This window comes from Carnobacterium iners, from assembly GCF_900177385.1.
Taxonomy (GTDB): Bacteria; Bacillota; Bacilli; order Lactobacillales; family Carnobacteriaceae; genus Carnobacterium_A; species Carnobacterium_A iners.
Window position 1 is genome coordinate 1,519,275 of record NZ_FXBJ01000002.1, and the last position, 21,896, is coordinate 1,541,170.

Here is a 21,896-nt window from a genome sequence, read left to right on the forward strand (position 1 = left end):
AAGATCTAAAGCAGAAAGGAGCTTTCAAATGTCCATTAACCAAACTTTCGAAGAAGCAAAAAAAAGAGTTAGTGATTTAAGAGACTTACTTGATAAATATGGTTACCACTATTATGTTCAAGATAAATCAGTCATTTCAGATGCAGATTACGATAGGTTGTATAAGGAGCTTGTTGAATTAGAAGAGCAATTTCCAAATCTAGTCTCTAATGATTCTCCGACTCAACGAGTAGGTGGTACTATTTCATCAGGCTTTGAAAAAGTCGTCCACGATATTCCGATGCTTAGTTTGGGTAATGCCTTTGATGAAAATGATTTGATTGAATTTGATAACCGCATTAAAAAATTAACAGATAAACCCTTTAGTTATATTTGTGAACTGAAAATTGATGGCTTAGCTATTGCACTAAAATACAAAGCTGGAAAATTAGTTTTGGCAGCTACTCGGGGAAATGGAACCATTGGTGAAAATGTTACTCAAAATATCCGTACAGTAAAATCCGTTCCCTTAAGGTTAAAGAAGCCTTATACTATTGAGGTTCGTGGGGAATGTTATATGCCTAAATCATCTTTTGTAGTTTTAAATGAAGAAAGAGAAGAAAATGGTGAAGCGGTTTTTGCTAATCCTAGGAATGCTGCAGCAGGTGGTTTACGCAATTTAGATGCTAAAGAAACAGCTAAACGGAATCTAAGTACTTTTTTCTATACCGTTGCAGATTTTGGCGAAATGACAGCCAATAGTCAAGAAGACGCTTTAAAAGAATTAGATGAATTAGGAATCCGGACCAATCATGAGCGTAAAGTCTGTGAAACAATTGAAGAAGTGTGGGCATATATTCAATCTTTTCTCGATAAACGAACCCAATTACCTTATGAAATCGATGGTATCGTAATCAAAGTAAATGAGTTTGAGGCACAAGGAGAAATCGGTTATACCGTAAAAGCACCTCGATGGGCAATTGCTTATAAATTTAAAGCAGAAGAAGGAACAACAGTGATTCGTGATATCGAATGGACGATAGGTAGAACCGGTGTTGTAACGCCGACCGCCATTATGGATCCAATTTTATTAGCAGGTACTACGGTCAGACGGGCTAGTTTACACAATGTTGATTTGATAAAAGAACGAGATATTCGTTTGTTGGATACTGTTGTTATTCATAAAGCAGGAGACATCATTCCTGAAGTAACCCGTGTTGTTTTAGAGGAAAGACCAACAGATAGTGATAGCTACGTTATTCCAACTCATTGTCCAGCCTGTAAAAGTGAGTTAGTCCATTTGGAAGAAGAAGTAGCTTTACGCTGTATTAACCCTAAATGTCCCGCTCAAATAACCGAGGGCTTAGCGCATTTTGCCTCACGCAATGCGATGAATATTGACGGAATGGGACCAAAAGTGATCATTCAGTTATTTGAAAAAGATTTGGTTCACGATGTAGCTGATTTATACAAAGTAACATATGATCAATTGCTAACATTAGATAAAATTAAAGACAAAGCAGCTAATAATTTACTAAAAGCGATTGACGCTAGCCGCAGCAATTCATTAGAACGTCTATTATTCGGTTTAGGTATTAGACATGTCGGAGCAAAAGCGGCTAAGCAAATCGCGGAACATTTTGAAACGATTGAAAGAATTCAAGCGGCTAAACAAGAAGAAATCATTGCTATTGATGGTATTGGAGAAATTATCGCTGAAAGTTTTGTGACCTATTTTTCATTACCAGAAGTGGGTGAGCTGATAAATGAATTGCAATCTTGTGAAGTGAATTTAGTTTATTTAGGTAAGAAAAAAGCAGAGGTCGCTCAAAATGATTCTTACTTCAATGGTAAAACAGTTGTCTTAACCGGTAAATTAACTCATTTTACTCGTGAAGAAGCTAAAGCTCGTATTGAAAATCTAGGTGGAAAAGTAACAGGAAGTGTTTCTAAAAAAACGAATCTCTTAGTTGCTGGCGAAGAAGCAGGCAGTAAATTAGATAAAGCACAAAAATTTGATATTACTATTTGGGATGAAAACCAACTATTGAAAGCATTAGAAGGAGAAGAAAATGAATAAAAAAATCATTGCAACATTGGCTGCTACTGTTTTTTTATTGAGTGCTTGCAGTGATCCTACAGGTGAAGATTCAAGCGGAAATACTGTAGGTACTCCAGGAAAAGCAGACACAACATCAACGACCAATAATCAATTATCAGATGATTATTATAAAACAGTGATAACCAACGGTAGCTATCAAGTTAGTAAAACAAGAGGTTCTACGCTAGGTTTGAATTCAAATTTCAATTTAAAAGCTTTCGAAACAGGCTTAATGAGTTTGTCTCAATTACACTTTAGTACAGAGGATTATTATTTCCAAGAAGGACAATATATCGATAGTACGACAGCTAACAAATGGTTAAGAAGAGTTAGTGAAGAAAACCCAGATGGCTTGAATCCAGCAGATAATGGAAAAAAAGAACCGAATGAACGTACTCCTGATTACTTAAATTCTGTTTTAGAGCAAAATTATATGGTGAAAAAAGGCGATAAATTTTCATTAGGCGGTATTAGTATCGGTTTGTCGATGAACGCCATTGATTATTACCAAAAAGTTGCCTTCGGAGCAGACTATGAAACAAAAATTAGCCGTGATGAGCTGTTAAAACAAGGTCAGGAAATGGCTAATAAAATTGTTCAACGATTACGCGAAACAGAAGGTGTTGGAGACATTCCAATTGCAGTTGGTATTTTTGAACAATCTCCTAAAGATAGCTTAGCGGGTGGCAGTTTTATTGCAGAAGCTATTAGTGAAAAAGGCGATACGAGAGTCGGAGAATGGGAAGTACTGAATCAAGAAAAAGTTGTTTTTCCTTTAGTAGATAAGACAAGTAACGAATTAACGAACTTTGAAAACTTTAAATCAGAAGTTGAGTATTTTTTCCCTAATCTAAGCGGCGTAACAGCTGAGGCTAGTTACACAAATGACCAACTTGTGAAAATGAAAGTAGATATCGTGACTCAATTTTACGGAGAAAGTGAAATCATTGGGTTTACACAATACGTTGCAGAAAAAGCTGCAACATTCTTACCACCTAACATACCAATAGAAATTACAATCGGATCCATAAATGGAACCGAATCATTTATGGCCAGAAAAACAGGCGAAACAACATTCATCACACACGTATTCAATTAAGACGCGAAGAACAACGGTTTGCTTCGACAAGAAAACAAAAAAATTGAAGAAAACTTTGGTTTCAAGCATTTTTATCTTTTTTTCGAGAAGCAGTTGTTCGTAGCTCAATTAAAAAAGATGCGAAGAACTCTGCTCAGCTCTGAAAGATACACAATAAAAAGACACCTGCTCTCTTTCGTATAGAGGCTAAAGAGACTTTGTGGTAGAATAGAAAAGAAGTTTTAAGCAATAGGATAGATAGAAAGAGAGTTGAAACCTAAAATGACAAATATTGATGTAAACGAAGTGAAACACGTTGCTTTATTATCGAAGTTAGAATTTCAAGAAGAAGAGATCGCAAGCTTCACAAAACAAATAGATGACATTATTACGATGGTTGAGCAATTAGATGAACTAGACACAAAAGATATACCTGTCACAACACATGGTTTAAAAGTATCTAGTGTCATGCGTAAGGATATCGCAACACCAGGAATGGACCGCGATGAATTATTTAAGAATGTTAAAACTCAACAAGATGGGTTAATTAAAGTTCCCGCAATGATAGATAACGGGGAGGCTGGAGCATAGAATGACTGTATTAGATCATACTTTAGAAGAGTTGCATCAATTATTAGTAGATAAAGAAACAACAGCTGAAGCGATTATGAAAGCTGTTTATGCACGAATTGCTGAAACAGAAGATAAAATCGGCTCATTTATTACGTTAACTGAAGAAGAGGCTTTAGAAAAAGCCCGCGAGATGGATGCGGCTGGTATTAATCCTTCGAATATCTTGTCAGGATTGCCAATTGGTATCAAAGACAATATCGTAACAAAAGGCACTCTAACAACAGCAGCGAGTAAAATGTTAGAAGATTTTATACCCGTCTATGATGCGACTGTTATGGAAAAAGTAACCGATGCAGGAATGATTTCAGTTGGGAAACTAAATATGGATGAATTTGCTATGGGGGGAAGTACAGAGACGTCAGCGTATAAAATTACTCGTAATCCTTGGAATTTAGCTAAAGTTCCTGGTGGTTCTTCAGGTGGATCAGCCTCAGCGGTTGCTGCCGGGCAAGTTCCAATGACTTTAGGAACAGATACAGGTGGATCTATTCGCCAACCAGCAGCATTTACTGGAATCGTTGGCATGAAACCAACTTACGGTCGTGTCTCACGTTTTGGGCTGATTGCTTTTGCATCAAGTTTGGATCAAATCGGACCATTGACTCGTACGGTTAAAGACAATGCACTTGTCTTAAATACGATTAGTGGATACGATGAAAAAGATTCAATGAGTTACAATGAAGCAACTCCTGATTTTACAGAAGGGATTGAAGCTGGCGTAAAAGGCATGAAGATAGGGGTACCAAAAGAGTACTTGCAAGAAGGCTTAGAAGCTGGTGTAAGAGAAGCGGTTCTTAAAGCCATTGAAACTTTTAAAGAATTAGGCGCAATTGTAGAAGAAGTCAGTTTGCCACATTCAAAATATGGTGTTCCTGCTTATTACATTATTGCATCCTCTGAAGCATCATCAAACTTGCAACGATTTGATGGTATTCGTTATGGTTACCGTTCACCAGAAGCTAAAACACTAGAAGAAGTTTACGTGAAATCACGTTCTGAAGGTTTTGGTATGGAAGTAAAACGTCGCATCATGCTTGGAACATTCTCGTTGAGCTCCGGTTTTTACGATGCTCACTTTAAAAAAGCTGGCCAAACACGGACATTAATCCGCCGTGATTTTGAAAAAGTATTCGAGGGCTATGATTTAATCTTAGGACCAACGACCACAAAAACAGCGTTTAACATTGGTGGACAAGTACATGATCCAGTAGCGATGTATTTAAGTGATATCTTAACCGTTCCTGCAAATTTAGCAGGCGTTCCAGCTATCTCTATTCCTGCAGGTTTTTCAAATGGGCTACCAGTTGGGCTGCAATTGATTGCAAAACACTTTGATGAAAAAACGATTTACCAAGCAGCTTATGCATTTGAGCAAGCAACTGATTTTCATAAAGAAAAACCAAATTTGTAGGAGGCGAGAATAAACATGAATTTTGAAACAGTCATCGGACTTGAAGTACACGTAGAATTAAAAACAGAATCAAAAATGTTCTCACCATCCCCAGCACATTTTGGTGCAGAGCCGAATACCAATACAAACGTCATTGACTGGGGTTACCCAGGAGTCTTACCGGTTACCAATAAACAAGCTGTTGAGTTTGCAATGAAGGCTGCGATAGCCTTAAATTGCGAGATTTCAACAGATACAAAATTCGATCGCAAAAACTATTTCTACCCAGATAATCCAAAATCTTACCAAATTTCACAATTTGATAAACCAATTGGACACGATGGGTACATTGATATTGAAGTCGAAGGTGTGAAAAAACGTATTCGTGTTGAACGCGTTCATTTAGAAGAAGATGCCGGTAAAAATAACCACGGAACAGACGGCTATTCTTACGTCGACTTAAACCGTCAAGGAACACCACTGATTGAAATCGTATCTGAAGCAGATATGCGTTCACCAGAAGAAGCCTATGCTTACTTAGAAGCGCTTAAACAGATCGTCCAATACACTGGAGTCAGTGATGTGAAGATGGAAGAAGGCTCAATGCGTTGCGATGCGAACGTTTCTCTACGCCCAATTGGACAAGACAATTTCGGTACGAAAGCCGAATTGAAAAATCTGAACTCCTTTAACTTTGTGCGTCGTGGACTAGCATTTGAAGAAGTTCGCCAAGAAAAAGTTTTATTGTCTGGTGGAATCATTCAACAAGAAACGCGTCGTTACGATGAAGCAACAGGAGCAACCATCTTAATGAGAATTAAAGAAGGTTCAGATGATTACCGTTACTTCCCAGAACCTGACCTACCTAATCTAGTAATCAGTGACGAGTGGATTGAAAAGGTTAAAAAGAGTATTCCAGAAATGCCAGCACAACGCCGCATTCGCTATGTAAAAGAATTAGGATTATCTGATTACGATGCAATGGTCATGACAGCAACAAAAGAAATGTCTGATTTCTTCGAAGCAACGTTAGCCAATAAAGCCGATACCAAACAAGTTTCTAACTGGTTAATGGGCGAAGTTTCAGCTTATGTAAACAGCGAAAAAATAGAGTTACGCGATACAAAATTAACACCAGAAAACTTAGCTGGTATGATTAGTCTAATTACCGATGGAACAATTAGTTCTAAGATAGCTAAAAAAGTCTTCCAAGAATTGATTCAAAAAGGCGGCAGCGCTCAAGAAGTTGTGGAAAAAAATGGTTGGATTCAATTAAGTGATCCATCAAAATTAATTCCAATAGTAAACGATATATTAGATAAAAATCCTCAATCAATTGAAGATTTTAAAAATGGAAAAGATCGGGCAATCGGTTTCTTAGTTGGACAAATTATGAAAGCAACTAAAGGACAAGCTAATCCAGGGATTGTAAACAAACTATTGAATGAAGAGTTAGCTAAACGCTAAACCTTTGTTGGTAGTAAAGGAGTGTTTTTATGCGTGCCAGAATTATTTATAATCCATCGGCGGGACGAGAGCTAATTAAAAAAAATTTAGTAGATATTCTTCAAATTTATGAAAACGCCGGGTATGAGACCAGTGTTTTTGAAACAACACCAAAAAAACATTCAGCACTAGATGAAGCAAACAGAGCAGCTAAAGCAGGCTTTGATTTAATCATTGCTGCAGGTGGAGACGGAACCATTAATGAAGTTGTGAATGGAATCGCTGAATTGGAGAAAAGACCGAAAATAGCCATCATCCCCGCTGGGACGACAAATGACTATGCGCGAGCTTTGCATATCCCAAGAAACAACTTGCTTGATGCGGCTAAGTTAGTGCAAAAGAAAGAAACCATTAAAATGGACGTTGGTAAAGCCATCATGGACGAGAAAGAAACTTATTTTATTAATATTGGTGGTGGAGGTCTTTTGACGGAATTAACCTATGACGTCCCCTCTACGCTAAAATCTGTTTTTGGCTCATTGGCTTACTTTGTTAAAGGTGCTGAAATGTTGCCGCGAATTAAACCTATTCCAATGCACATTGAATACGATGAAGGCATTTATGAAGGAACAGCTTCAATGTTTTTCATTGCACTAACTAATTCAGTAGGTGGATTTGAACAAATCGCACCAGATGCCTTACTAGATGATGGGAAATTCACCATGATTGTTGTTAAAACGGCGAGTCAAATTGAGATTCTTCACTTAGTTGCGCTGTTATTAAATGGCGGAAGACACATTGATCATCCGAATATTTTATATGCTAAAACAAGTAAAATTCATGCTAGACCAGCTAATGATTCTAGAATGATGATTAATTTGGATGGCGAATATGGCGGAGATGCACCGGTTACGTTTATTAATTTGCATCAGCATATTGAAATTATCGCAAATAGTGAAGACGTCAGTGCGACCGGTTATGCCTTTGACCATGCTGAAGAAGAAGCCTTTATTAAAGAAGTAGAGGGATTAACTCAAGAAGACATTGACGGAGACGGAAAAGTTTCTTAAAAAAAATAAGTAAACTTTGAGTTTGCTACTCTTTTGTGTAATAATGAAGAGTAGCGAACTTTTTTTAAATGGAACCATTAATGAACCAGTCTGAAGAGAGAGAAAATAAAAATAAAACATGGCTATCAACTAGCAGTGCTTTATTTTGAAAATCTTATCTAGCTGATATTTGAATTTCAATCTTAAGAGATAGATAGGATTAGTTTATCCATCATCCAACAAAACCGGTCGAGTCAGGAACACTCCCAGTTCAATAAGGATGACAAAAAGTAAAGGATATCCAAAAGAACACGCTGACAAAAAAATCAATCGATAAAAAATATAAAATACTCGTTGAAAAACGAAGGGAGTTTTTTAAAAAATGAAAAGTAATAAAACTATACCTGTACAAAAAAATGAAAAGCACACAGTAAAAATTGAGGATTTAACACGCGAAGGAATGGGTGTAGCTAAAATAGATGGCTATCCGCTATTCATTGAAGATGCATTACCTGGCGAAGAGATAGAAGTTAAAATCCATAAAACAGGTAAATCATTTGGTTACGCTAAGAGCATGAAGCGCTTGACTTCTAGTCAAAATCGCGTTGAAATGAAAGATGAAAATTTTACACGTGCCGGTATTACACCGTTACAACACATGCACTACCCAGCTCAATTGAGCTTCAAAAAACAACAAATTAAAAATGTAATGAAACGCATTGCAAAAGTTTCTGACGTTAAAATTCTTGATACAAAAGGGATGACTGAACCTTGGGGATACCGTAATAAAGCGTCTGTTCCAGTTAGAAAAATTGGCGAAAAACTAACAACAGGATTTTTCCGTAAAAACAGCCATGATTTAATTGCTATGGAGAATTTTTATATTCAAGATCCTAAAATTGATCAAGCTATTATTAAAGTGCGTGATATTATGCGTACGTATAACGTTAAATCATACAATGAAAAAGACAATACAGGGAACTTGCGTCACATTATTGTGCGCCGCGGTTATTACACTGGTGAAATGATGATTGTCCTCGTTACAAGAACAGCTAAATTATTCCCTGCAAGCAAAATTATTCCAGACCTAACAGAAGCATTGCCAGAAGTAGTCAGCATTGTTCAAAACGTAAACCCAACTCGTACGAATACGATTCTCGGTGAAGAAGCGATTGTCTTGTTTGGTGAAGATAAATATACGGATACATTACTTGGAAAAACGTATGAAATTTCACACCGTTCATTTTACCAAGTGAACCCAACACAAACAGAAAAATTATATAATGTCATATTGGATTTTGCTGCTTTAACAGGAGAAGAAACAGTCATTGATGCTTATAGTGGAATCGGAACAATCACGTTAACTTTAGCCGATAACGCTAAGCACGTTTACGGAATTGAATCGATTGAACCAGCAGTTGAAAATGCAAGAGCTAACGCGGTATTAAACAACGTTGAAAATGTTACTTTTGAAGCTGGATTGGCTGAAGAAGTCATGGTTGAGTGGAGTAAACAAGGCCGTAAGGCGGATTTAGTTGTTGTAGATCCCCCTCGTAAAGGCTTAGAAGAAGCCTTTATTGATGCCGTTATCGAAATGGCACCAGCTAAAATGATTTACGTGAGTTGCAATCCAGCAACTTTAGCACGCGATGTTGCTTTATTAATAGAAGGTGGCTATACTGCTGAAAAGATTCAACCAGTAGACTTATTCCCACAAACAAGTCACGTTGAGTCTGTCACACTTCTTACAAAAAACTAATAAAAAAATAAATACGACTGAAAAGTCCTTAAAGTAAGAGCTCTCAAAGCAGTGTTTCCTACGCCTATTATAGACGAATGGTTAATCTGCACGAAGGCTCTCTTTTTATAAAATAGATACAAACACTTAGACAAATAAGTAGAAAAAAATAAATTAATCCAAACTAGCTATTGTAAATTCAGTATGCTATACTTTAAAATATTATTGGATAAAGTTAGGGTTTCATTAATGCCCACTACGATCATCTAGCATAGATTTAGGGGGAGTTTCATGACAAAAGGACAAATTGAATCGAAATTAAGCGAAGCAATTAGTAAGTTTGAAATTGAACAGATGGGAAGAGGTCCAGAGAAAATTAGAACAGTTATTTTTCAGGATTTAATTATTTTTAGGCTTACAGGATTTTTGAGTATCTCAGAAAAAAATCTTGCTCAAAATAAGGATGGCGTCGAGCTCATAAAAAAAGTAAGAACAGCCTTATTTGAAAGCGCACGTAAAGAATTAGAAGCAGCGATTAAGTCTGTTATTGATGTTGAGATTATAAGCACTTATTCAGATGTCAGTACTAAGACAGGTGAAAGAATTATTGCAGTCGTGGTAGATCGAAATATCGAAGAAAATCTAATAAAATAAGCCTTGGAAGACGAATTGAAAGGTCTTTGACCAGTCAAAAGTAGCCCAATAGTAAAAAGTTCTCTTAAGAGGGCTTCTTATTATTGGTTTTTTTTATTCTAAAACAGAAAGCAGGTAGCAACAACTATTTTTAAAGTAAAATGATCAATAAGAAAACAGCATTCAATTTCGATAAAATATTTTTTTTCAAGCAATTAAAAAATAGACGAAAGTTGGGATAAAGATGAAAGAAAATACAACGATAATAAATAAAAAACAAAATGGAATGAATAGGTGGATGTATGTTATTTTAGGCATGGCCATCATGATTTTTTTAGGAACGGTCTACTCTTATAGTGTATTTAGACTGTCATTAGAAAAGGAATTTGTGATTGGGTCAGCTGAAAGTGGCATGCCTTATATGATTGCTTTAGCTTTTTATGCATTATTTATGTTTTTAACCGGTAAATACATCAATCGGTTCAATCCCCGGATAATTATTTTAATAGGTGGATACCTTGTTGTATTAGGGTGGATTTTATCTGCATTTGCACCGAATATTATCCTATTAACTATCGCATATGGTTGCATTGGTGGAGCAGGTGTTGGGATTGCTTATGGTGTTTTAATGACCGTTATTGCAAAATGGTTTCCAGAAAAAAAGGGACTAGCAGTAGGTATCCTATTGGTTGGGTTCGGACTGTCGCCTTTAATTACAGCACCACTTGCTAGATTATTAGTTGAGTCTTATGGCGTGTTTACAACATTTCTTGTTTTTGGAATAGGATTCGGTATAATTTTACCATTTTTATCTTACCCTTTTAAATATCCAACAGAAGAAGAACTAAAAAATATGAAAAATATCCCGACTAGTCAATCTAGTGCAAAGAATTTTGAGACAAAAGAAATGGTAAAATCAAAAAGTTTCAAAGGTTTATACTTAAATTTTGTTATTGGAACTATGATTGGTCTGATGCTCATTGGACTAACGACGAGTGTCGGAGTTGACTTTGTAGGATTAGAGCCAAACAAAGTTATTCAACTAGTAGCTTTTTTTGCTATCTTTAATGGATTAGGAAGACCCGCCTTTGGATGGTTAACAGATAAATTCACTTCGAAAAAAGCAATGTTACTATCTTATTCACTCATTAGTTTAGCAGCTATCTCCCTAATAATAGCAGGCTCAAATAACGAACTGGTTTATGTTTTATCCTTTTCAACATTTTGGTTTAATATGGGCGGCTGGCTGGCAATTGCTCCAGCATCGACACTTAGACTTTATGGCCTAAAAAATTATAGTCAAAATTATGGTTTAGTCTTTACAGCTTACGGTATAGGAGCAATTGTTGGGGTCTCCTCATCTGGTTTATTACTAGATATTCTAAAAAGTTATGATTTAATATTCTATTATGTTATTGCATTGAGTGCCCTAGGAATTATTTTGACACTAACATTGATTAGCGATAAAAACGAATAAAGGATAAATTTAGTTAGAAATATTAAGTAAGATGAAAAGAAATTAGGATACGAACAAATGTGAATAAAATAGTTTAATATTAAACAACAGTATGAAAAATAGAACTTTAAGCTAACAATTATATAGAAAGTCGATTTTTAAGTATCTTAGATAAATAAAGTTTTTACCCCTTTATCTTTAATTTTCTGCGCTTATGAAAACTTACTAATACGATTATAAACTGACTAGTTTATAATCGTATTAATTTTACATGATTACTTTTTTTACAGTGGAAATTAAAGGTTTTCAAGCGGTTTTTAAGTTTCAATTATTTGATTATTCTTGTTTAAAATAGCAGGTAAGTTGTTTGTTCTGGAAGAAAGACAGTTGCTAAGCTTATTTCGTACTATGTCCATCAAAAACTTTTCTATAAAATTTTATAGAATATTCACTATTTAAGATAGCATTAATAATCTGAATAATTCATAGCTTTTCTAAAAATACTAATCGATGTTGATTTTACAGCGTTTAAACTAATTTGCTTTATCACCCATTAGGTGATGAAAAAAGAACCCCTTTCTGCTATGGTTATATCATCACAACCAACCAATAGAAAGGGGTTCTCTCAATGATTACTTTACAAGAAAAAGCAATGAAATTCAATAACCATTTATATGTCTCTCATACAGGTGGTCGTTTATCGAGTGATTCAGGATTAATTTTAGTTGATGAATTAATGGATACTTTTCATTTTGAAGAATTGTCAAAAAAACTCATTTCATATAATGAAAATCGTCGCTATTGGAAACACACTAACCATAAAATTTTAAAACAACTAATTCTTCAACTAATTGCTGGCTATAAAGTTGATTCGTCTGCGACTATCTTACAGTATGATCCAGTATTACAAACTCTATCACAAGAAGAGTGTTTGGCTTCTCAACCGACTATCTCTCGGTTTCTTGATCGCATTACAGACCAAACGATTAATGATTTACAAACCTTTAATCAAACATTAATTGACCAAGCGAGATTTGTTCGCAATGATATGAATATGATTATTGATTTGGATTCTACACACTCTGATACCTTCGGTATTCAGGAACAAACAGATTATAATGCCCACTATCGAACGAACGGTTATCATCCATTAGTCGCATTCGATGGATTAACGGGCGATTTTTTAAAAGCTAAACTTCGTTCAGGAAATCAATACACGTCTAAAGGAGTTAAAGAGTTTCTTGAACCGTTATTAGATCATTATAATCAAGCAGTCCCTACGACAGATATTTTAGTGCGTGGAGATAGTGGATTTGCAACACCTGATATTTATGAGTTATGCGAAGAATATGGGTCAAACTTTGTCATTCGCCTAAAACATAATAATAATTTATACCGATTAGCAGAAGAGTTTGTGTATTACGACGATAATTATCCTTGGAATGAAAAAGAAGAATACTATTATTCCGTTTCCTATCAAGCAGCGTCTTGGTCTAAATCGCGTAGAGTATGCATTCAATCCATTCGAGAAATGGGTGAATTACTTTTCAAGCATACGTTTATTGTCACAAATTTTTCAGAAAATATTTCATCAAAACAAGTTTTTGAGACGTATAAAAAGCGTGGTGCTATGGAAAACTACATTAAAGAAGCAAAAAATGGTTTCTATTTTGATAAGACAGATAGCCCTAAATTTATTGAAAATCATGCACGTATGATGATAAGTGTCCTTGCATACAACCTAATCAATTTTTTGCGTACAACTTGTTTTGATAAAAATTATAAAGGACTTCAAATTAATACGATTCGTCTTCGCTTATTCAAAGTAGCTGGCAAACTAGTGAGTACTGCGAGAGAAATGTATCTAAAAATTTCTAGTTCGCATGTTTATCAAGCGGAGTTTTATGCCGTCTTTAATCGAATCCAAAGGATTCGGCATTACATTTAAAAACTCCTTAATTTTTTTTAAAAAAACCAATCAAAACCAAGGACCAACTATGCCCAAAATTCGTACTTTCTTAATGAGAAACCAATAAATAAATGAATTAAGTACCAAAAAGTAAAACTATTAAACGTTAATTTGAAAAAAATTTGAAAAAAGTGTGTTAATTGATTAAAAACAACAAAAAATTAAAGGTATGAATTATTCAGGGTATAACTATGTTTTGCAGAATTAACTTACTCAAAATTCTTTTTAGAGTTTTTGAATAAAAAAAGTGAATTATAAAATAAATAGTAATCCAAGGGCAATTGTATGAATCATTTAAGTTAATTCACTAGCGTTGTATGAAACATTATATGTTTCATGAATTTTTTTGTATTAATAGACAAAAAAGTCCTTTATACTGAACTCAGATGACTCATCCAAGACCAATAAAAAGGAATCCAAGACCAATAAAAAGGAACCAATCTATGGACAAGTATAAAACAAATTTTATGCAACACTAGTGAAGTTAAATATGATATTATGAAGAGGGTAGAATAGGGTTCTTAAGTTAATTAGTAAAAAAAGTAAAATAGATAATGCTTAGTATTAAATCTTATTCTGATTGTCTAAAATGAGCAAGCAATATTTCCACTAACATTACATGAAATATGAACACTATTCCAACGCAAATCAGAGTATGTAAAACTCAGATAAGATATCTAAGACTAATTAGGAAAAACAATTTTTTTTTTTATTAAATGGTTTTTTTATTATGTCCTATTTCAATCCACCAAAAAATAGGTTGATTTTTTGGTATCTACTTAACAATAAAATATTATCAGATGGCAAAAGAACCTGTTGAATAAACAAAAAGATTGGAAATAGTTATCTTTTACGTGAACTTTTATTTTTTTTAATTTTTTCTATAAAAGTAAAGAAATGAATTAAACTATATTCACGAAACGTCAATAAGACTAGTTAAAATATAGAGAAACAAAAATTCAGACTGTACTAAGTTTAGTTAGGAGATAGTTAAATGAAGAAAATTACTACTAAATATAGTGATTTATCTAAATCGCAACTGATAAAACTTGTTGAAGAAATGGAAGAGACTTTTTATCAGATAAGCAATGATAAAAATGAAACCGAATTGCTTTCCTTTCCATGGATAGGAAATTTAGGACAATGGCATTGGATGGTTGAAAATAATCTATTATTATTTAATGAAAAAAAATTGACAAACTTAGGATACGAGAGAGAAGAGATACCAGAAGAAGTCGGATTTGAATTCTTTACTTCAAAATTACACCCGGATGATTACGAAAGAGTGATGGAAGATATGCGGAAATATTTAAGGCACGCAAGTGATGTCTATGAAGTAGAGTATAGGATTCAAACTAAGGATGGCAATTATATTTGGTATTATGATAGAGGAACAATCACTAAAGAGAATGAGGACGGAGAACCCTTGATTATTTCAGGGATTGTATTTGATATCACTAAAAGAAAAGTTTTGGAAGAAGAATTAAAGGAATCTAATGAGAAGTTAAAACAATTAGTTGATATCGATGAACTTACAGGAGCTTTTACCAGAAGATATATGCTAAATAAAATAGAGAATGAAATCCAACGTTATAATACGGAGAAGTTATGTTTTTCATTAATTATGCTTGATATTGACAATTTCAAACTAGTAAATGATAATTTAGGGCATAATATTGGGGATACGGTTTTAAAAGACTTTGTAGAAATAGTTGAGAAACCATTGAGGGTAAAAGACAGTTTATCTCGCTGGGGTGGTGAGGAATTCCTCATATTATTACCAGCTACTAACTTATCTGATGCTGTTAAGATAGCAAATGAGATAAGAGTTGGATTAAACCACACATGCATGAATGATGCAGGTATAGTAACAGCAAGTATTGGAGTTTCAAATTACTATGAGGGTGATTCTACAGATAATGCAATTAAAAGGGTTGATGATTTAATGTATCAGGCAAAATATGATGATAGAAATTGTATTAAATATTAACAGATAGAGTTCTATATGATGTCTATGACATTCAGATAATTATCTGGTATAGATCAGTGATAAATTTTTTTAAATTAATTATTTTAGATAGAGATGTATATTTAATTAAATTATGATATAATTTATACTGTCTACATTTTTTTATAATTAAAGGAGAGCTAACATATGGTTAATACAAATATGGAACAAATGAAAAAACTAATAGAAGCAAAAAAGAAAAAAGGCTCACAACAAAATTCAAGCGACAATACACCAAGTAAAGTTAATGGAACCTCAAGTAAAGGATTTAAAAACACAAAAAGATCAGGCTCGTTAAATAAATAAAATAAAGATAGTTGAGACAATTGTCTCAACTATCTTTATTTTATATCTGATATTAAAAGTAAAAGAGTTTTTTAAAGAAGAAAAGTAACGATAAAGATAAAAAGTTACTCTAAATTTTCACAATAAATGGTAGTCAAAGCAAACAAATCTTGTTATACTTGTAGTTGTGTAAACGCTTAGATAGTTGATAGGACAAGTTCAGAATAAAACAAGGTATCAAACCTTGATGGCACTAGTCTAGAAATTGAGTTACAGCACAAATAATAAAAAAGCTAAAAGGGGATAAAAAAATGACTAACTATAATGCAGTACTAGGAAGAAATACAGAAGATGCTCCAAAAAATATTGGACCTTATTCACAATCTGTAGCATACTCTCACTACAATAACTTTTCGGCTCAATTGCCTATCGATCCAAAAACAGGCGAATTAGTAGTTGGTGGCGTAAAAGAGCAAGCTGAACAATGTTTTAAAAATATTAAAGCAGTTGTAAACAGCATCGACCACATTATGAACGATATTGTTAAAGTAACAATCTATGTTAAAAATATTAAAGATGTTGACGCTATTGACGAAGTTTACAAAACAGTTTTCACAAACTATCTTCCTACACGTACAGTAGTTGCAGTTGCAGCTTTACCAATGGATGCTTTAGTACAAGTTGACGCACTTCTTTCATATGGAGAAGGTACGATTCCTAATGCACCGCAATCAGGCGACTTGATCAAATTGACAAACAACACATCAAATGCACCAATGAGCGCTTTATCTACACAAGCTGTTGCCTTTTCTCACTACAATAACCTGTCAACTCAATTACCTATTGATCCTAAATCTGGTAGATTAGTAACTGGTGGAGTAAAAGAGCAAGCTGCGCAAGCATTAAAAAATATCAAAGCTATCTTAGAAAGTATTGACGTTCCTTTTGATGATATTGTTAAAATTAATATTTTCCTTAAAAACTTCTCAGATATCGATGCTGTAAACGAAGTATATACTACATTCTTCCCAGACTCAGCTATCGCTAGAGCAGTAGCTTATGTTCCTGCACGCACAGTTATTGCAGCAACAGCTTTACCAATGGATGCTTTAGTACAAATTGAAGCGGTAGTATCACACGGAGACGGTACTCCACCACAACTTGTCGAAGACAGACATGGACTAATCATTGAAGCAAACAATACAAAAAATGCTCCAACTAGTCCTTTATCTTCACAAACTGTAGCGTTCTCTCATTACAACCACCTTTCTGCTCAATTGCCTATTGATTCAAAAACAGGCGAAATGGTAGTTGGCGGCGTAAAAGAGCAAGTTGCACAATGCTTGAAGAATATCAAGGAAATTATTGAAAGTGTCGACCATAAAATGGCAGACGTTGTTAAAGTAAATGTATTCCTTAAAAATATTACAGATATTGATGCTGTAAACGAAGCTTATACAACATTCTTCCCTGAGGGCACTCCTGCTCGTACAGTAATCGGTGTATCTGCTTTACCTGGTGACGCTTTAGTACAAATTGATGCTGTTGTATCAAACGCTGAAGGAACACCTCCAGTAGCATAAAAATTTAAATAAAAAGTAGTTGAGACAATTGTCTTAGCTGCTTTTTTTTTGCTATACTGGAGTGAAGATAGAACCTAACAGACAATTAAAGTTGAGAGGAAAATGATAATGAAAATAGAACACGTAGCGATATGGTCACCAGATATTGAAAATTTGAAAGCTTTTTACGTAACTTATTTTGGTGCAGTATCTAATGACCAATATCAAAACAGTAAAACGGGTTTTACGTCATACTTCTTGACCTTTAAGGAGGGTACAAGACTTGAAATCATGTATAAAAAAACTATTTTATCAGTTGAACAAAGAAACTAAGAGTACCTGGGTTATGCTCATCTAGCAATGAGTGCTGGGACAAAAGCTGAAGTAACTATGTTGACAAATCAGTTAAGGGAAGATGGGTATCGTATTGTTGGAGAACCAAGAACAACCGGTGATGGTTATTTTGAAAGTGTGGTCTTAGATCCCGACGGCAACCGTATCGAAATTACTTACTAATACATTGTTTATAAGTAGAATAAAGTTAGATTAGACAAGTAAGAGATAAAAACGAGCTAACTAGTCTATTCTTACAACCAATCGGACAACCGAACAGAAAATCGACCTCTACTTGGTCCGTTCACGGTTTTTTTGGCCAACTAGCATGATAATTATTCGAAACTTGTTCGATTCATTTAAATAATTGTCAAAGAGAAGACAAAAAGGCTAAACTATAAAGTAACGGCTGAAAATTACTTGTTTCAAAAGATAGGGTAAGCAGCAAGGTATATAAAATTAAAGAAGAGATGAGAAAGGAAGATTAGATGAAAAAAACAGTAGCCTTTATTTGCGTACACAATTCATGCCGATCACAAATGGCAGAAGGATGGGCAAAAAAACTAGGGAGCGATGTTCTAGAAGCCTATTCAGCAGGGACAGAAAACTATCCTGAAGTAAAACCATTAGCAGTAGAAGTGATGGAAGCAGCAGGGGTAGACATGAGCAGCCACAAACCAAAATTATTATCTGATATACCAAAAGAGTTGGATGTCCTAATAACAATGGGTTGTAATGTAGACTGTCCAAACGTTCCTAGTAAGCATAGGGAAGATTGGGGACTCGATGACCCTTCAGGCGGACCAATCGAAGATTTTAGAGAAACCAGAAATACAATAAAAGAAAAAGTAGAAGAGTTAATCAATAGAATAGAAAATAATGAACTTTAAACGAATAAAAAATAACTCAATAAGCAGGGTTAAATAAATGAAAGAACGATTTAATGAAAGCAAAAGGCTGCCAATTTGTTATCTTTAGCCAAACACCGAATCAAGTGACTACAACAAGTCCAACGACTACTAATAAGTTAGCGAATGCTAATACAATTGGCATTAATCAAGTGTTAACGATTCCAAAGCAATCAAAAAACAGGTAGAATAGAGTTAACAGTGTGCCGAAATAGATAAGAGAATTCTAGCATAAACGATTCATTTTTTTTACTTAGAGTAGTCAAGAGAGGGGAGTTAATGCTTATATGAATAAGAAACGGGCAAATGCTATTTTATTTCAAGGTGACTTGAATAAGAAACCGTATTTTGAAGGATGGTATTACAAACAAGTTTCAAACAATGGAAAACAAATTATCAGTTTAATTCCAGGGATTAGCCTTAGCGAAGTGGATTCACATAGTTTTGTGCAATACATTATGACAATGCAAGGAGAGGACGGTAAAAAAAAGACAGAGACTGGATACATAAGCTATCCACTAAGCGCTTTTGATTACCAAGAAGAACCTTTTCAATTAAAGATTGGGCCTAATATCTTTACACAATCAAAAGTAAAAGTAGATTTAAAAAACGAACAACTAACACTAAACGGAACGGTTGAGTTTGGTAAATTTACTCCGATAAAACAGACTGCTTTAACACCAAATATTATGGGCTTTTTTTCTTACTTTCCATTAATGCAGTGCTCTCACGGCATTGTGAGTATGAATCACTCTTTAACGGGTTCATTTACTGTTAACGAAGAAAAATTTGATTTCTCAGCGGGGAAAGGTTATATCGAAAGAGATTGGGGAATATCTTTTCCACGTGAATATGTCTGGATTCAATCAAATCATTTTGAAAATAATGGGACCAGTTTATTTTTTTCAGAAGCTCATATTCCTTTTATGAAAACAGCCTTTCAAGGTTTTATTTGTAATTTAGTTGTAGACAATAAAGAACACCGGTTTGCTACTTACCATCGAGATAAGTGTGAAATTGAAAAAATAGATGAACAGCATGTTGCGATCATTTTAGAAAATAAAACGGCAAAATTAAGAATTAAAGCTGAAATAACCAATCCAGGAGAATTAATAGCTCCGACTTTATCTGGTATGCAAAAAGTGATAAAAGAAGAGTTAGGCGGAGCTGTAAAAATAGACTTATACTTAAAAGAAGAGAAGACGCACTACAAAGATGAAACGACTTCTGCAGGTATTGAGATAGTAGACCATACAGAAGATTAATATTTTTTGATGGTCATATTATCTAAAAGAGCAAATGAAATAAAAATCAAAAAAGCCTAAACTAGTTAGTAATTAACTAGTTTAAGCTTTTTTGATTAGAAGTTATCTTAATTAAAAACTTATTCAATAGGAAAAGGTGTTTGTTCTCTAAGAGTTAGGTAGTTTTCTCTGTACGGGTGAGTGGACTCTTTACACCACGGCTTAACGTGTCCACTATAATGAACTAATGCGGGGTCACTACGAGCTTCATCGTACTCCATTTTTCCAATCTTTGTTGGATGTTCTTTTTCATCTAACAAAATATAAGCTTGTGCATTCCATTTAGGATGCAAGATTAACCAGCGATCGTGCAGGATAGCATTTAATGCGTCTTGATCATGAAACTTTAATTCCTCTTGATTTTTTGAGGCAAAAGCTAAAACTTGTTCTGATATTTTTTCAGCACGCCACTTATCAATGTCAATAATCATAACACCTGAATTAAAATAAGTATTGCTTTTTGCATCTATTTCCATAGCATCTAAGCGTTGATGAAAACCGGCATCCTCTACGGCTGCCAACAACTTATCACCCAGATCGACAGCCCAAATATCTTCAATCGGTTGCAAAGCAATAATATCACAGTCTAAATAAATAGCTCTCTTGATATCCGTACTCTTTAAAAAGTTAGGAATAGCAATACGGAAATAGGCAGTTGTAGGAATTCGGTCACTTTCGACCATGTCATCAAACTCTACTGTATCAATTTGTAAATAACTAATCGTAGCATCGTATTCATTTATCATTCGGTTCAATTTTTCTTTTGAAACTAAAGCAATATGGTCATCAATGACATAAAAATTTAGAATAGTGTCCCTTTTTTTTGTTTGTAAGAGCGATAAAAAGAGTGTAGCTAAATGTGGCACAAACTCTTCATTTGCAGCAGAGATAATGGTTACTTCGGTTTCATCAAACATAAGTTAAGATCTCCTTCTTTTAGTAGAGTTAGAAATATAAGTAGTGACTACAATGACGAGTGTATCCTACTGTTAATAGCATATATAAGTTAACTAATTTAAGCAAAGAAAACGTCTGTTTTAAATAAGGGTTTTTCTTAAAGAGAATAGGCTAGTTATGTTTAATAAAAAATGAGATAGAGATAAATATGGATAGAGACGATAAGTCAAAAAGAAAGATCCTTATTCTAATTAATGATAGGATAGTTAAAGGAAATAATGCTTTTTCTGTACTCAAGAGAAACTAAAAGACTGTACTCAAGAGAAACTAAAAGACTTATTTTACTAAAAGAATAAAATAGAGTATGATAGTGAACAGTTGAAATAGACTATTAGGAGGAAATCACTTGATTCAATTAGTACAATCATACGCCATTAAAGATGCACCTAGACAGCATTTAGTCGATTGTCTACTAGCTCATAAAAAAACGACATTGCTCGAAATAGCAAAAAAACAGTCAATAATAGTTAAAAAAAGACACACTAAACAAGTAATCGCAATTGACTTAGCTAAACACATCATACATAGATTTGATGAAGACTATCTTCTTCTTGAAGAAGATGAAAAAAAAGAGTTGGCTGACAGGGTAAAAAAAAGTGAAGCAACAAATTATTCGGATCAAGAAGCCAGTCCTTTGAGCTTACAATTAAAAGGGTATCTTTACTTTTTTATTGAAAACCAACAAATTAAATCAGTTGTTCCATTAGAACTAACCGAAAAGTTAGTAAATATCGACTCTACTGTGATAAATGTCACTGAGTTAAAAACTGCAAGCTGGTTTTCAAAGAATAAAAAAGCTGTAGAAAAGATTTATGCTACCTGTTCACTTATTCATCTGGTAACAGTATGGAATAACCATTCTAAAAAACCGCTAACCACAGAAGAGGCGAGACACTTTTTTATTGGCTAAAATACCAGACTAGATCATGAGAAACGGCAGACGAATTTAACTAGTTAAAAAAGTTCCTTTATTTATAATCTAAAAAAGGCTGTGTAAATAAAAAAATGAGTTATTCCTGATAATGAGAGCGAATGAGATACTTATTTACTTCAGGATAAGTAAGTTT

The 21,896-nt window shown here is 34.1% G+C and carries 18 protein-coding genes and 1 pseudogene; 18 read left to right on the plus strand and 1 reads right to left on the minus strand.

The window, feature by feature from the left end:
* Nucleotides 1–28: 28 nt before the first annotated feature.
* From ligA to B9Y54_RS07430, 17 genes and pseudogenes are all read left to right on the plus strand, one after another.
* Nucleotides 29–2,059: an NAD-dependent DNA ligase LigA gene (ligA, locus tag B9Y54_RS07360; protein ID WP_085559660.1), complete on the plus strand. Its 2,031-nt coding sequence runs from the start codon at nucleotides 29–31 to the stop codon at nucleotides 2,057–2,059.
* Nucleotides 2,052–3,179 carry a CamS family sex pheromone protein gene (locus B9Y54_RS07365; RefSeq protein ID WP_085559661.1) on the plus strand — a complete coding sequence of 376 codons (1,128 nt, stop codon included), beginning with the start codon at nucleotides 2,052–2,054 and terminating at the stop codon, nucleotides 3,177–3,179. The genes ligA and B9Y54_RS07365 overlap by 8 nt, the downstream gene beginning before the upstream one ends.
* Nucleotides 3,180–3,440: 261 nt before the next feature.
* Nucleotides 3,441–3,749, plus strand: a complete 309-nt coding sequence (gatC, locus tag B9Y54_RS07370) for an Asp-tRNA(Asn)/Glu-tRNA(Gln) amidotransferase subunit GatC (protein ID WP_085559662.1) — start codon at nucleotides 3,441–3,443, stop codon at nucleotides 3,747–3,749.
* 1 nt (nucleotide 3,750) lies between these two features.
* On the plus strand, nucleotides 3,751–5,202 hold the full coding sequence (gatA, locus tag B9Y54_RS07375; protein ID WP_085559663.1) for an Asp-tRNA(Asn)/Glu-tRNA(Gln) amidotransferase subunit GatA: 1,452 nt from the start codon (nucleotides 3,751–3,753) through the stop codon (nucleotides 5,200–5,202).
* A gap of 15 nt (nucleotides 5,203–5,217) precedes the next feature.
* A complete protein-coding gene (gatB, locus tag B9Y54_RS07380; protein WP_085559664.1) occupies nucleotides 5,218–6,648 on the plus strand; it encodes an Asp-tRNA(Asn)/Glu-tRNA(Gln) amidotransferase subunit GatB in 1,431 nt (476 codons plus the stop codon).
* A gap of 29 nt (nucleotides 6,649–6,677) precedes the next feature.
* The gene (locus B9Y54_RS07385; RefSeq protein ID WP_085559665.1) at nucleotides 6,678–7,697 is read left to right on the plus strand and encodes a diacylglycerol kinase; all 1,020 of its coding nucleotides are present in this window, start codon (nucleotides 6,678–6,680) and stop codon (nucleotides 7,695–7,697) included.
* A 361-nt stretch (nucleotides 7,698–8,058) separates the two neighbouring features.
* On the plus strand, nucleotides 8,059–9,435 hold the full coding sequence (gene rlmD, locus B9Y54_RS07390) for a 23S rRNA (uracil(1939)-C(5))-methyltransferase RlmD (protein ID WP_085559666.1): 1,377 nt from the start codon (nucleotides 8,059–8,061) through the stop codon (nucleotides 9,433–9,435).
* 270 nt (nucleotides 9,436–9,705) lie between these two features.
* Nucleotides 9,706–10,068, plus strand: coding sequence for a Na-translocating system protein MpsC family protein (locus B9Y54_RS07395; RefSeq protein ID WP_085559667.1), 363 nt, complete (start codon nucleotides 9,706–9,708; stop codon nucleotides 10,066–10,068).
* Between the two features lie 223 nt (nucleotides 10,069–10,291).
* Nucleotides 10,292–11,524, plus strand: a complete 1,233-nt coding sequence (locus B9Y54_RS07400; RefSeq protein WP_085559668.1) for an L-lactate MFS transporter — start codon at nucleotides 10,292–10,294, stop codon at nucleotides 11,522–11,524.
* Between the two features lie 607 nt (nucleotides 11,525–12,131).
* On the plus strand, nucleotides 12,132–13,451 hold the full coding sequence (locus B9Y54_RS07405; RefSeq protein ID WP_085559669.1) for an IS1380 family transposase: 1,320 nt from the start codon (nucleotides 12,132–12,134) through the stop codon (nucleotides 13,449–13,451).
* Between the two features lie 1,015 nt (nucleotides 13,452–14,466).
* A complete protein-coding gene (locus B9Y54_RS07410) occupies nucleotides 14,467–15,462 on the plus strand; it encodes a GGDEF domain-containing protein (RefSeq protein WP_085559670.1) in 996 nt (331 codons plus the stop codon).
* A 165-nt stretch (nucleotides 15,463–15,627) separates the two neighbouring features.
* Entirely contained in the window at nucleotides 15,628–15,786 is a 159-nt protein-coding gene (locus tag B9Y54_RS12520) for a hypothetical protein (RefSeq protein ID WP_177173764.1), read from the plus strand.
* Between the two features lie 290 nt (nucleotides 15,787–16,076).
* A complete protein-coding gene (locus B9Y54_RS07415) occupies nucleotides 16,077–17,348 on the plus strand; it encodes a RidA family protein (protein WP_085559671.1) in 1,272 nt (423 codons plus the stop codon).
* 108 nt (nucleotides 17,349–17,456) lie between these two features.
* Nucleotides 17,457–17,843 (plus strand): annotated as a pseudogene (locus B9Y54_RS07420) (VOC family protein).
* A gap of 305 nt (nucleotides 17,844–18,148) precedes the next feature.
* Nucleotides 18,149–18,550, plus strand: a complete 402-nt coding sequence (locus tag B9Y54_RS07425; RefSeq protein WP_085559672.1) for an arsenate reductase ArsC — start codon at nucleotides 18,149–18,151, stop codon at nucleotides 18,548–18,550.
* A 53-nt stretch (nucleotides 18,551–18,603) separates the two neighbouring features.
* A complete protein-coding gene (locus B9Y54_RS12335; protein WP_159446068.1) occupies nucleotides 18,604–18,756 on the plus strand; it encodes a hypothetical protein in 153 nt (50 codons plus the stop codon).
* Between the two features lie 99 nt (nucleotides 18,757–18,855).
* On the plus strand, nucleotides 18,856–19,833 hold the full coding sequence (locus B9Y54_RS07430; protein ID WP_085559673.1) for a tocopherol cyclase family protein: 978 nt from the start codon (nucleotides 18,856–18,858) through the stop codon (nucleotides 19,831–19,833).
* A gap of 119 nt (nucleotides 19,834–19,952) precedes the next feature.
* On the opposite strand, the gene B9Y54_RS07435 is transcribed toward B9Y54_RS07430, so the two are convergent.
* Nucleotides 19,953–20,789, minus strand: a complete 837-nt coding sequence (locus tag B9Y54_RS07435) for a glycosyltransferase family 8 protein (protein ID WP_085559674.1) — start codon at nucleotides 20,787–20,789, stop codon at nucleotides 19,953–19,955.
* 386 nt (nucleotides 20,790–21,175) lie between these two features.
* On the opposite strand from B9Y54_RS07435, the gene B9Y54_RS07440 reads away from it, so the two are divergent.
* The gene (locus B9Y54_RS07440) at nucleotides 21,176–21,739 is read left to right on the plus strand and encodes a hypothetical protein (protein WP_085559675.1); all 564 of its coding nucleotides are present in this window, start codon (nucleotides 21,176–21,178) and stop codon (nucleotides 21,737–21,739) included.
* Nucleotides 21,740–21,896 lie beyond the last annotated feature (157 nt).